The sequence below is a fragment of the Bacillus sp. GbtcB14 genome (assembly GCF_019091205.1).
Lineage (GTDB): Bacteria > Bacillota > Bacilli > Bacillales > Bacillaceae_G > Bacillus_A > Bacillus_A cereus_AG.
On sequence record NZ_JAGXJT010000001.1, the window covers coordinates 182179 to 195362 of the forward strand.

Genomic DNA, 13184 nt, shown 5'->3' on the forward strand with positions numbered 1-13184 from the left:
TAACTAAATAGAACAAATGATGGATTAAGACGATGTTACATACTAAGAGGATGAAGTGTAGTGCTATATTTTATCCGGAATAAACATAGTCTTTGAAAGAGAGTATGAATAATACTAAAGGGGAGGCTTTATACTTTGAGTTTACAAATTCAAAACTTAACGAAACTATTTGGGGAATCAAAAGCAGTGAACGGCTTGCAAATTTCGTTGCCAAAAGGTGAAGTGCTAGGATTACTTGGACGAAATGGTGCAGGGAAAACAACGACAATCAAAATGCTTCTCGGATTATTAACGCCTAATGAAGGCTCTATTACATGGGATGGAAAATCATTTGGAACTAGTGGGGTAACGATTGGATATTTACCAGAAGAAAGAGGTTTATATACGAAAAGTAGAGTAATAGACCAGTTGCGATATTTTGGTAGATTAGAAGGCATGACGAAAAAAGAAGTAGATCTTGCTATTGATCACTGGTTAGAGCGTTTAGCGATACCGGAATATAAATTTAAAACGGCAGGAGAGCTTTCAAAAGGGAACCAGCAAAAAATCCAATTAATTGCTGCTCTTCTTCATAATCCTGAACTTCTCATTTTAGATGAACCATTTAGCGGACTTGATCCAGTTAATGCTGGGATGTTAGCTAGCATTATTGAAGAACAAGTACAGAGCGGAAAGACGATTATTTTATCTAGTCATCGTATGGAACAAGTAGAGGCTTTTTGCCAACATGTATGTATTCTGAAAAAAGGCGAAGCAGTCGTAAAAGGCCAGTTAAGTGATATTAAAAAAGAATACGGTTTCCGCAATTTAACGATTGAAGATACAGAAGAGAATGAGAAGGGATTAGAATCTATTCATGTATCGTATGAAAAACAACAAGGCCTTCTTTATGTGCAAGTACACGATGATGCAGAAGCTCTAAAGATTTTACAACAGTTGCAAGAACAAGGTGTTACCTTACGACAATTTAAAATGTTAGAGCCGACGTTAAACGAAATCTTTGTAGAGAGGGCGAAATAACGATGCGTAAATTTTCTCACGTATTTTCATTTTATTTTAGAGAAGCATTTTTATCTAAAAAATCATTAATTACGAGTGCGATTTTATTTTTAGTTGTGTTTGGGCTTTTCGCATTTAATCATTTCACTGCTGATAATGATAAAGGAAAAGATAAAATTGCTGTAGTAACTGAAAGTGATACGTATAAAGTGCAAGAAAGTGATGTAACAAAGTTACTTCCGTCTGCTAAAGTAACTGTAGAAAATAAGGATAAGTTTAATGAGCTACGTAAGCAAGTAGAAGATGGCGATTTAGATGGTTTATTCCATATTACAGAAAAGAATGGTATTCCAGAAGTGACGTATATGTATAGTGGTTTTCCGAGCCAATCAATGGCTACACTTATGGCGAGTTATTTAAAGGAACAGTATACGGCGGTAATGATTGAAAAGAATAATGTATCTGCCGAAGTAGCAAAACAGTTACAGATGGAAATTCCGTTAAAGCAAGAGGCGGTAAAAGATCATGCATCTTCCTTTGGCATTGGCTATGTATTCTCGTTTGCTTTATATATGTTTATTATTGTGTTTGGAACTGCAATTGGGACGACGATAGCATCTGAAAAGTCGTCTCGTGTTATGGAGTTAATGCTTCCGAAAGTAAAACCATTAACAATGCTACATGCTAAAATTTTAGCAATTGTTTCTAGTGCTTTACTATTACTTATTACTGCTTCATTCGGTTTTCTTGTACCATATTTATTAGGTTGGGTAGACTTAGAAAATGCATCTTTAGTGGGACTTGCACTAGACTTTTCTAAATTGGATGCTGTAGTAATTAGTATGTTCGTTGTATATTTTGTTACGGGCTACTTACTATATGCAATGTTATATGCAGCGGTTGGTGCTGTTGTATCAAAAATTGAGGATGTACAATCTCTTTCGTTCCCAATTACAATGTTAGGTATAGCAGCATTTTTCATTAGTATTAAATCACTATTTGATCCTAATAGTACATTAGCTGTAGTTAGTTCATATATTCCATTCTTTACACCTATGGTTACATTTTCAAGGCTTGTAGCGGGTGAAGCAGGAACTGTAGAGATTATTGTGACTTTAGTCATTTTATTGGTGACTATTGCTATCGTCAATATACTTGCAAGCCGCATTTACGTAAACGGTGTAATGAATTACTCAGACAAAGTGAAATTTAAAGATTTAGCAAAATTTATAAAGCGTCAATAATGAGAGAAAAGTATGATTTCCTATTGAAATCATGCTTTTTCTTTATGTATAAATTAAAAATAGTATATAATAATAAGAGTCGTCTTTTAATAGAATGAATACAAAGGAGGGTGTGCAGATGGGGATTAGTAGTCGTTTTACAGTAGGTGTTCATATGCTGACATTACTTGCGATAGATCGAAACTCTCGCTGTACCTCTGAATGGATTGCCGGTAGTGTGAATACAAATCCAGTTGTGATTCGTCGCATTACAGGAATGTTGAAGAGAGCAGGACTTGTTGATGTACAAGCTGGTAAAGGTGGTACGACACTTGCTCGTGATTTAGAAGAAATTACATTACTTGATGTATATAAAGCAGTGGAAGTTGTAGAAGAAGGACAACTATTTTCCTTCCATGAGAATCCCAACATTGAATGTCCAGTAGGAGCTAATATTCAATCAGTATTAGAAATTATTTTAATGCAAGCGCAAGAAGCAATGGAAAACGTACTTGCAAATGTAACGGTAGATCAATTAGTTACAAATTTAAAGTCTAAAATGAAAGAGTAAAAAAGCGAGCATCCTCATAATGAGGGCTCGCCTTTTTTTATTCAGAAATATTGAAAATTCTATTTTTCAGTATTTAAAATGAATTTACCAACAATAGCTGCTACGATACCACCAAGAATTGGTGCAACGATGAATACCCATAGTTGAGAAAGTGCTTCTCCGCCAGCGAATAAAGCTGGTGCGATACTACGAGCTGGGTTAACAGAAGTTCCAGTTAACGGAATACCTAATAAGTGAACTAACACTAATGTGAAACCAATTACTAATCCAGCTAAAGAAGAGCTTCCTTTTTTACCTGTTACAGCAACGATCACTAATACGAATACGAAAGTTAAAATAAATTCAACTAGAAATGCTCCAGATAAACCAAGAGTTCCAAAACCATTTTGTCCTAAATTATCTAAAGGTGTTTTAGCAGATTTTAAAATTGTTACTAACGTTGCAGTTCCTAATAAACCACCTAAAATTTGAGCTAATACATAATAACAAAGTTCCATAGCGTTCATTCTTTTGTTGATGAACATAGCTACTGATACTGCTGGGTTAATGTGACATCCAGAAATTGTTCCGATGCTATATGCCATAGCTACAATAGATAGACCGAAAGCCATAGCGATTCCCAATGTTCCAATTCCTTCAATTCCGCCGCCAATGACAGCTACTCCAGTTCCGAATAATACAAGTACAAATGTACCAATAAATTCAGCGATTGCTTTTTTTAACATAATTTACCTCCTATTATTGCGCATGAAACGTATTATAACATAGGTTTTAGTATAAGCAGCTAATGAAATACTATTCTGATAAGGCGAAATAGGGGGACAATAAAAAAAGAGTATGGTTCTTTGTTAGAGAACCATACTCTTTTTTATGCTGTTTTTTTCTGCTTAACGATTGGAACAGATCGATTTAAAATGCTATTTGCAACCATTCCTAACATAATAATAATCATTCCAAGTAGGGAAAGACCACCAGGGAATGAACCATTCAAGAAAACAATTTCGCCAAGCACGGTAAAGACCATCGTTCCAGCTTGCGTTGCTTCAACAGCTCCAAGTAGAGCGAGGTTATCTTTTGCTAAGTCAGTAGCAAAGAAAAATGTCATCGTTGCAATTACGCCAGAACATAATGCTAATAAAAATCCTTGTAACATTTGGCTGGATGTTGGAATACCAGTAGTAGAAAATCCGTATATACCAAGTAAAATTGTTATAGGTAGACTGCCTATTGCCATTCCTAATACACGTTGGAACGTATCAAGACGTCCGCCAACAAGTTCCATCATTTTGCGGTTGCCGAATGGATATAAGAAGGCTGCTACTACGACAGGTAAAAAACCTGAAATGAACTGAGTCATTGTAATATGACCTGCTGCAGTCGCTTGCATACAAATTACACCAAGTAAAATAAATAATGCGACATATAAACTACGAAGTGGAATTTTTCCGCGTATAAGTTTTGTGCCTGATTTCGTTTCTATTTTAACGAAGAATAATGGTGATAAAAGTAGCCCTGCTAATATAGTAACTTGCCAAGTTCCAGCAACGAGCCAAGCTGGAGAAAAGACAGCTGCGAAACTTAATAAAGAATAGAAACCAATACCAGCAACGGACCCCCATCCGATCCACACTAATGGATGTTTCTTTAATTCTTCCCATAAACCCCCTAAGTTTTTGCGAAATAAAACGATAAGGAATAAAATAGGGAGAGCAAATAAAAAACGGAAGGAAGCTGTCCAGGCCCAGCTTGTTCCAGATACATTCATCGCTCGATTAATAATAAAGGTTGCGGAAAAAAAGGCTGATGATAAAAGACCTAATAAAATTGCGCGCATGAAGTATAGCACTCCTTTCGGAATTCGATGATTATGTATAGTATAATATACTTAAAAATAATAAAAGTAAACTATTTTATACTTTAAGGTGGTTTTATAGATGAAAGAACATGAAGATATGCAAACGAAAGAAGTCATTCAGCAAGTAGGTCAGCTGTTAAGACAGATTCGAAATGAACAAAAATTAAGTTTAGAAGAATTAGCCCAAAAAACAGGGGTTAGTAAATTAACATTAGGAAAGATTGAAAGAGGCGAAACGAATCCGACGTTAGCTGTCATTTGGAAAATAACGAAAGGGTTATCGATTCCTTTATCGAGATTGATGGTTGTTGGAGAACCTGTAGCTGTGGCGCGCTGCGGAGAAGGATTTGCAGTAGATGTAGGACAAGCATGGCATTTAGAAACGATGTTCCGCTATACGAAAGAAACGGGGATGGAAATGCACCGTGCTTGTTTAAGATCGAATAGTATATATGAACCAGAAGCTCATCATGAAGGTGCTATTGAGCTTGTAACAGTAATGAAAGGGAAAGTATCGATTCAAGTAGAAAGTGATGTATACGAATTAAATGAGTTTGACTCTATTCAATTTGAAGCGAATAAAAAACATAGTTATAGAAATGAAGAAGATGAAGTAGCAGTATTACATTTAACGATGAAATATTCTTCATGAAAAAATCCCCTATAGAAAAATCTATAGGGGATTTTTTATACGCTATGCTCAAATATATGAAAGAATGTTATTAGTAAGAGCGTGGCATAAGTAATAAACAAATAAAATAAACTAAAAACCCCGTCCCAAAACATAAAATAGCAATGACCCAAAGTATGCGAATGAGAGTAGAGCTAATATCAAAATATTCCCCTAAACCACCGCATATACCAAATAGCATTTTATCAGTTTCGGATTTACATAATCTTTTTGACATCTTCCAATCCACTCCTTTTTATCCCGCTATTTGCCGGGCAGTAAGACCTCCATCTCAAAATTCAACGAAAGAAAAGAAGTTAGGTGGAGATCAACTGCTCGTAAAAGCCCGATTAGTGAGGGCTGATGATCAGTGGGGGATCAACAAAACCCCCACTGATCAAAGTTTCACTTTATAGCAAGCTATATACTTCTATTCTATATGGAAATTTATGAGAAGACTATGAGGTTGTATGACATTTTTTTTAGGAAACAGTCATATTAATTGTCTTAATTTTCAGTTGATATTAAAATTATAGTAAGAGATATGAGGTGACTTTTAATAAAGGGTGGGGGAATAGAGATGACAGTATATTGGTTGACTAATGTAACGCTTGAATCAGGATATACATATGAAGAGGGGAGAATTTCCCAAACAGAAACAGAGTTATGTAGTTTACTCATTGAAGATGGACGAATTAAAAGAATGATAGCAGGGGCTGTTCAAGAGGAAGGGGTACTCGTTCTTGATGCCAATCGTTTATTGATTTTGCCCGCTTTCGAAGAAATGCATATTCATATTGATAAGACGTATTATAGTGGCCCTTGGAAAGCTTGTATGCCAGCAAAGAATATTTTTACACGTTTTCATGAAGAAGAAAAAATTCTGCCGAAGCAATTAGCAACTGCTCAAGATAGAGCGGAAAATATGCTAGCGTTATTGCTTCGAAATGGTGCAACGAATATTAGAACGCATTGTAATGTTGATCCGATTATTGGACTTGGTAATTTGGAGGCGACGTTAGCCGCGTTGGAAACATATAAAAATCAGGTTTCTGGTAGAATCGTTGCTTTTCCGCAACATGGATTATTGCGCAGTAATTCTGTACAACTTGTGAAAGATGCGATGCGTATGGGGGCGCATCTAGTCGGCGGAGTGGATCCAGCTACAGTGGATAATGATATTGAAAAATCATTACATACAATTATGGATATCGCAGTAGAATTTAATGCGTGTGTTGATATTCATCTGCACGATGCAAATAATCTTGGAACGTTTACAATGAAGAGATTGGCAAGTCTAACAGAAGAAGCGGGATGGCAAGGTCGCGTCACAATTAGCCATGCGCTTGGACTTGGTGGTGTTGCGGATAAAGAAGCTGAAGAAGTGGCAGAAAGACTAGCAGCTTTAAACATTGATATTACTTCAACGGTGCCAATTGGGAAACAAGTAATCCCGATTCCGTTATTAGATAAAAAAGGTGTGAAAGTTTCATTAGGAAATGATAGTATTACAGATCATTGGTCACCGTTTGGAACAGGTGATATGCTGCAAAAGGCAAATCGATTAGCAGAGCGTTTCGGATGGAGTGACGAAAGGTCTTTAGGAAAAGCCCTTCGCTTTATTACGGGAGGAAAAGAAACGTTAAACAATGAAGGGAAGCGAGCATGGCCGAATGTAGGAGATGAAGCGAGTTTTGTTTTGACGAATGCAACATGTACTGCTGAAGCGGTAGCGCGTCAAACAGAGAAGTGTTTAGTCGTGCATAAAGGAAATATTGTTGTTGGAAGTTTAAATGAGGTGGAATTAAATAATCTTGTGTAAAAGAATCGTTTGAATGTTTTGAGGAGGGTTCTAATTGTGAGTGTAGAACTCTTCTTTTTTATGCTTACAATATATTTTTTATAAGGAAGTTAGAAGGGATGAAGAATTTGGACAATCAACATAACCAAAATCATATTATGGGAACTTTGCAATGGTTTATATTTTTATTAGCGAATTCAATCGCACTACCAATTGTCGTTGGCGGATTATTTCATCTTACGACGGAAGAAATATTTTATTTAATGCAGCGTACATTTTTTGTAGTTGGTATATCTTCTTTTTTACAAGGGTGGCTTGGACATAGACTACCAATTGCGGATGGACCAGCTGGATCTTGGGTTGGCGTATTTACCGTGCTTGCTTACGCAACTGTCGGGCAAGATCAATTACATAGTACGTTGCAAATTTTAGAATTAGGAATGATAATTTCCGGTGTTATTTTAATAGGATTAGGAGTAACTGGCTTTATCGGACGTATTTTATTTTTATTTACGCCGCTTGTGACAGGGACGTTTTTACTTTTATTATGTTTACAATTAAGTGGTGTATTTCTAAAAGGAATGCTAGGAATTACAGCTACCGTTGCTCAAATCGATGGATTTACAGCGATAATTGCGTTTAGCATATTTCTGTTCGTTATTATACTATCTAATTTTGGAAAAGGTTTTGTCAAAAGTTATGCGGTTTTAATAGGATTAATTAGTGGGTGGATTCTTTTTCTTATTGCAGGAAAAGTGACGATTCCATCTCAAGTAACTCATTTTGTGCAACTTCCACATATATTTGCTTGGGGACTTCCAAAGTGGAATACAGGTATGGCTGTATCAAGTTTCGTTATGGTATGTATTTTAGTTTCAAATACAGTGGCAGCTATTATAGCGATCAATCAAGCTACCATTCAAAAAGGGACTATTGAACAGAAGCAGTTGAAGGATGGTACGTGGGTTGGAGGGATTTCGCATATCATTTCTTCTGTATTTTCAACTGTAGGTGTCGTGCCGTTACCAGCAACGGCAGGATTTATACGTTTAACGAAACAAAAATATATACGATCGTTCTTACTCGCATGTATGTTACTAGTCGTAATGTCGCTGTTCCCGATTATTATTCGTTACTTAGCATCGTTACCATCTGCTGTCGCATCTGCGGTTTTAATGGCTTCGTTCGTACAGCTAATTGGAATTGGATTTCATAATATAAAACAAGTGCCAATGAATGAAAGGAATGTAACGGTTTTAGGAGTTGCTGTTTTATTTGGAAGCGGTGTTATGTTTTTGCCGTCTGGAGCACTCCAATCCTTGCCGTCAGTGATGCAATATATATTCGGAAATGGTTTGTTCGTAGGCACAGTTGTTAGCATATTACTAGAACAAATATGGCGTACTGAAAAGTGAGTGGATACAAAGAGTGTCTGCACTGTATAAAAGTCTAAAATAACATGTGAAATAAAGCCCATTTTCATTCACCACCCGCACATTTCGTTCATACAATATCTTGACTAAATAAACACCCAACTTACACATACACGGCTCTGGCTTAAGCAAGGAGGGTTATACCAGTTGAAGGAAAAAGCGTATCAATCTAAACCGTTACTCACAAAGAGAGAGAGAGAAGTATTTGAATTACTGGTTCAAGATAAAACAACGAAGGAAATTGCAGGTGAACTTTTTATCAGTGAAAAAACAGTACGCAACCACATCTCAAACGCAATGCAAAAGCTAGGGGTTAAAGGACGTTCACAAGCAGTTGTTGAGCTTCTGCGCATGGGAGAGCTCGAACTATAAAAAGAAGGCCGACTTTTATATGAAGAGTCGGCTATTTTTCTGCCTGTTTCATGTTCTATATGAATGATAAGAATGTTTCATATATAAATAGGTAGTAAGGAGGGGATATGTTGAAAAGGATATTGTTAGTTTCAACAAGCGCTCATGATATGAATGGACACCCGACTGGTTTGTGGCTGGAAGAGCTCGCAGCTCCTTATAATGTATTTAAAAAGGCTAAGTTTGATGTTGATATTGTGTCGATAAAGGGCGGTAAAGTACCTATTGATAGAGTGTCTATTCCAAATGGCATACCTCGTGAATTTAAGTATGTCGCTTCTTTATTGCAAAATACGAAGCGGATCTCAAATGTTCATTTTTCGAATTATGATGCAGTTTTATTTGGTGGTGGGCACGGGGCGATTGTAGATTTTCCGGGTAATCCATATGTTGCAAATTTGATTGAGAACATGTACAACAATAACAGAATTGTAGCGGCTGTTTGTCACGGAGTAAGTTCTTTAGTCGGTGTGAAAAATAAGGACGGCTCGTTTTTTGTTGCCGGTAAGCGTATAACAGGTTATACAAATGATGAGGAAAAAGCTGTGCATTTAGAAAAGCGGGTGCCATTTTTATTAGAAAGTAAATTAAAAGAAGAAGGAGCTTTGTTTTATGTTGCTCCAAATTTCACACCGCATGTAGTAGTAGATGGGCGGTTAATTACAGGGCAAAACCCACAGTCTAGTATGGAAATAGGGAAAGCTATAAGAAGAGCTGTAAATAAATTATAGAAAAAATGCTCGCTACTAATAAAGGTAGCGGGCATTTTTTCTATAGTGCAAATGAAAAATACCTTAAACTAAAAAGATGTATTGAGTATAATGACTTCATTTATAATTAATCGTGAATTTGCTATACTATGTTGTATGGACAAAAGGGGAGGCTCTTTTAATGAGAAAAGTTGCGTGTGCAAACACTTATATTAATAAAATAAAGCCCGTTATTAGAAAAACGAGTTTTAGCCAATTGAAAATAGATGAAATTGCGAAGTATATGGATATTAGTAAAGCTACTTTATATAAACGTTTTTCTTCAAAAGATGAGATTATTGAAGCTGTGGTAGAAGATTTTATGAACTACCTTCTTGAAGGGGATGCGGATAATCAAGATGAAAGTATGTCTTTTGCAGAACGTTTCCAAAAGACGTTTATCCATTCTTTAAAATGTGTGACCTATATTTCTGATGTCTTTTTACAAGATTTGAAAGAGGCATATCCGCACTTATCTGATCGGTTAGTTGCTGCACAACAAAATCGTAATCATAATTTGCAAATGTTTTTTGAAGCGGGTATGGAACAAGGATACTTTAATAAAATGAACGCACAATTATTTATGGTTCAAGATGATGTGATGTTAAGACGTATTATAGATCATTCTTTTTGTATTCAGTACGATATTACGTTAAAGAAAGCGATACTTGATTTTTATCAACTAAAGAAGTATCAACTTTTTAAACCAGAGTATATAGAAGCGATTGATGATTCAGAAATTGAAAAAGAAGTTATTGCTATTTTGCAAATGATTTCGTGAAAAAGCAGATTTTCCTATAGTAATGGAAAATCTGCTTTTTTATTACATGTTATTTTTTTGCGTGTTGTAATACTAATTCAGCTACTGGACCACCTGAAGCTGGGTTTTGGCCAGTGATAACCCGATTATCTTCTACAGCAAAAGCTTCCCAAGGTTGCGCAGCTTTTTCGTAAAGTCCTCCATTTTTAATGAGTTCATCTTCTGTTAAAAATGGAACAAATTGATCCAATTCAACTAGCTTTTCTTCTTCATTTGAGAATCCTGTTACTTTTTTACCACTAATTAAACGTTCCCCATTACTTAATGTAATATGAAATAAACCAGCAGCTCCGTGACAAACAGAGGAAACAATTCCGCCATTTTCATAAATGTTGCGGCTGATTATTTGAAGTTCTTTATTTTCTGGGAAGTCCCAAATCACACCATGACCGCCTGCGTAATAAATCACAGCGTAGTCTGCTGGATTCACTTCACTCGGTTTCATTGTAGAACCGAGACGATTCATAAATTCTTTCTTTTGATACCATTCCCAATCGATGCTCTCCGCCATTGCTAAACTGTGCGGATCAATCGGTGTATAACCACCTTGTGAACTGACATAATCTACTTCGTAACCAGCTTCTTCTACTTTTTTAACGAAATGAACAGCTTCACCAAGCCAAAGCCCAGTAGCTCTATTTAAATTTGGATATTTTTCTACGCTCGTTAATACAACTAACATTTTTTTCTTCATCATAATCCTCCTGTAATGTTTCTTCTATATAAAAGTTCATTATTTTATTAAGTTAGAAATTGCAAATTTGAATAACCATGCCAGTCCTCCTTATATCGGATTCGAAATTAGTGTATAACAATTTTTGGACAAAGTAAACTAAAAACACTAAATTAGTTTACTTTGTATACTTTTCGTTGACAAACTGTAATGCTGAAACTATGATAGTTCCATGAATATCGAACAACGTACATGTTTCGTTTCGAATTCAGTTTGTCGCGCGATAAATTTATACATTTGATGAGGTTGTTTAGTGGTGATAGAGGAGCTAAACAAATTTATTTTTTATTTACAGTTACTACAATCAGGAGAGGTGTTACACATGGGGAAAGATATAAGCAGCCATTCAAAATGGTTTGTTTTCACATTATGTTTTATCGTTTTATTAGGACCGATGAATGCGGTTTTATTTAATGTAGCTTTAGAGGATATGGCTCATGATTTATCCATTAGTCAATCGAAAGTAAGTTGGGTTGTAGTAGGTTATTCCTTAGTTGTTGGTATTGGTTCGATGATATATGGGAAGCTGGCTGATCGTTATAGTGTGAAAAAACTGTTAATTATTTCAATTATCATATTTGTAGTGGGCTCTATTATTGGATTTATGAATCAATCTTATGCAATTACCATTCTTGCAAGATTAGTGCAGGCGAGTGGGGGCGCGGCGTTTATTGCGCTTAGTATGATTGCGGTGGCAAAATTAGTTGTTCCTGCTAAGAAGCCTGGTGCATTAGCGATGATTAGTTCTTCTATTGCATTAGCGATAGGTATTGGTCCTTTAGTTGGCGGGGCTATTACAAATACATTAGGGTGGCCATATTTATTTTTATTTATGGTTATTTCAGTAGTTGGGATTTTCTTGCTTATAAAATTTATGCCAGAAGAAGCGCAGCATACGGATGAAGCGTTTCATTTTGATTACATTGGAGCGGCGTTATTATTTGCATTCATTACGACTGTTCTATTAGGTATCAATATTAATAGTTGGCTATTTGTGTTATCGATAATTTTCTTGTTTTTATTCACGGTTCGTATGAAGAATGCGGAGCATCCATTTATTGATATTGAGTTATTTTCGAACAAACCATTTCTTCGTTTAATAGCGGTCGGCTTTATAATTAATGTGGCGTTATGTGCTAGTCTATTATTATTGCCATTACTGTTAGGAAGAGTGCATGGATTGTCGCCATTCGTTATTGGAATTGCATTGTTTGTTGCATCACTCTTTGGTATTGTATCTAGTTTTATTACGGGAAAGATTGTCCCTTCGTTTGGAAATGTGAATATGATTTATGTAGCGTCTGTAGTTATGATCGTTGGCTTTTTAATTTTAGGGCTTATTCCGAACGGGAACTTAATCATTATTTTAGTGGCGGTTATTTTAACATTTATGAGTTATTCAGCTATTCAAGTATCATTAAACACATTTATACCGAAAACATTACATCCAGCTAAAGTTGGAGTCGGTCTTGGCTTATATAATTTAATTAACTTTTTCGGTATGGCATTTGGACCAGCTGTAGCGAGCAAGGTTATGGAATCTACAAATAGTTATCGTTTGAATTTTATTTTAATCGTTATGTTAATTTCTGCTCATTTCTTCTTATTAATAGGAATGTCTTCTTTCCAAAAAAAGATGGAGCAATAAAGTGAAACTTTAATTAGTGGGGCACCCCCACTAATTATTAGCCCACACCAATCGGGCTTTTATGGGCAGCCTGATACCCCACCTAATTTCTTTGCTTTCGCTGGATTTTGAGGTGGGGGTCTTACTGCCCGGCAAATAGCTGAGGAAATGCGTATTTTATATAGAAGAAACCGACTTTCATATAGAAGGTCGGTTATTTTTCTGTCTTGCAAATTATGAAAAAAAGGAGCAAAATAAAAAAGGTCCTAGTCTATACAGGTACTAATGAAAA

At 35.8% G+C, this 13184-nt stretch carries 14 protein-coding genes; 10 read left to right on the top strand and 4 right to left on the bottom strand.

The genetic code is table 11. The features are described 5' to 3' along the window. Positions 1–135 precede the first annotated feature (135 nt). From KVT31_RS00985 to KVT31_RS00995, 3 genes are all read left to right on the top strand, one after another. The gene (locus KVT31_RS00985; RefSeq protein ID WP_088097909.1) at positions 136–1020 is read left to right on the top strand and encodes an ABC transporter ATP-binding protein; all 885 of its coding nucleotides are present in this window, start codon (positions 136–138) and stop codon (positions 1018–1020) included. Positions 1021–1022: 2 nt separating this feature from the next. Further along, positions 1023–2243: an ABC transporter permease gene (locus tag KVT31_RS00990; protein WP_088097908.1), complete on the top strand. Its 1221-nt coding sequence runs from the start codon at positions 1023–1025 to the stop codon at positions 2241–2243. Between the two features lie 118 nt (positions 2244–2361). After that, on the top strand, positions 2362–2793 hold the full coding sequence (locus KVT31_RS00995) for an Rrf2 family transcriptional regulator (RefSeq protein WP_000512998.1): 432 nt from the start codon (positions 2362–2364) through the stop codon (positions 2791–2793). Between the two features lie 59 nt (positions 2794–2852). On the opposite strand, the gene KVT31_RS01000 is transcribed toward KVT31_RS00995, so the two are convergent. Then, the gene (locus tag KVT31_RS01000) at positions 2853–3518 is read right to left on the bottom strand and encodes an MIP/aquaporin family protein (RefSeq protein ID WP_060632441.1); all 666 of its coding nucleotides are present in this window, start codon (positions 3516–3518) and stop codon (positions 2853–2855) included. Positions 3519–3661: 143 nt separating this feature from the next. Further along, complete coding sequence (locus tag KVT31_RS01005) at positions 3662–4627, bottom strand: DMT family transporter (protein WP_088097907.1); 966 nt, start codon at positions 4625–4627, stop codon at positions 3662–3664. A gap of 100 nt (positions 4628–4727) precedes the next feature. Here KVT31_RS01005 and KVT31_RS01010 point away from each other — a divergent pair, with 100 nt between their 5' ends. Next, on the top strand, positions 4728–5300 hold the full coding sequence (locus KVT31_RS01010; RefSeq protein WP_000658052.1) for a helix-turn-helix domain-containing protein: 573 nt from the start codon (positions 4728–4730) through the stop codon (positions 5298–5300). Positions 5301–5370: 70 nt separating this feature from the next. On the opposite strand, the gene KVT31_RS01015 is transcribed toward KVT31_RS01010, so the two are convergent. After that, positions 5371–5556, bottom strand: a complete 186-nt coding sequence (locus KVT31_RS01015; protein ID WP_000044335.1) for a PspC domain-containing protein — start codon at positions 5554–5556, stop codon at positions 5371–5373. A gap of 342 nt (positions 5557–5898) precedes the next feature. Here KVT31_RS01015 and KVT31_RS01020 point away from each other — a divergent pair, with 342 nt between their 5' ends. The 5 genes from KVT31_RS01020 to KVT31_RS01040 all read left to right on the top strand — a co-directional run bounded on the left by KVT31_RS01020 (position 5899) and on the right by KVT31_RS01040 (position 10493). Then, positions 5899–7140, top strand: a complete 1242-nt coding sequence (locus tag KVT31_RS01020) for an amidohydrolase family protein (protein WP_088097906.1) — start codon at positions 5899–5901, stop codon at positions 7138–7140. A 98-nt stretch (positions 7141–7238) separates the two neighbouring features. Further along, positions 7239–8534, top strand: a complete 1296-nt coding sequence (locus KVT31_RS01025; RefSeq protein ID WP_088097905.1) for a purine/pyrimidine permease — start codon at positions 7239–7241, stop codon at positions 8532–8534. A 165-nt stretch (positions 8535–8699) separates the two neighbouring features. Beyond that, positions 8700–8924, top strand: coding sequence for a spore germination transcription factor GerE (gerE, locus tag KVT31_RS01030; protein WP_000659484.1), 225 nt, complete (start codon positions 8700–8702; stop codon positions 8922–8924). 107 nt (positions 8925–9031) lie between these two features. Beyond that, complete coding sequence (locus tag KVT31_RS01035; protein ID WP_088097904.1) at positions 9032–9694, top strand: type 1 glutamine amidotransferase domain-containing protein; 663 nt, start codon at positions 9032–9034, stop codon at positions 9692–9694. Between the two features lie 160 nt (positions 9695–9854). Then, a complete protein-coding gene (locus KVT31_RS01040; RefSeq protein ID WP_001233026.1) occupies positions 9855–10493 on the top strand; it encodes a TetR/AcrR family transcriptional regulator in 639 nt (212 codons plus the stop codon). Between the two features lie 49 nt (positions 10494–10542). Here the strand turns inward: KVT31_RS01040 and KVT31_RS01045 are convergent, their stop codons facing one another. Then, on the bottom strand, positions 10543–11226 hold the full coding sequence (locus KVT31_RS01045) for a type 1 glutamine amidotransferase domain-containing protein (protein WP_088097902.1): 684 nt from the start codon (positions 11224–11226) through the stop codon (positions 10543–10545). A 361-nt stretch (positions 11227–11587) separates the two neighbouring features. On the opposite strand from KVT31_RS01045, the gene KVT31_RS01050 reads away from it, so the two are divergent. Beyond that, positions 11588–12913 (top strand): MFS transporter, encoded by a 1326-nt coding sequence (locus KVT31_RS01050; protein ID WP_088097901.1) that lies wholly within the window; start codon positions 11588–11590, stop codon positions 12911–12913. The last annotated feature ends 271 nt before the right edge of the window (positions 12914–13184 follow it).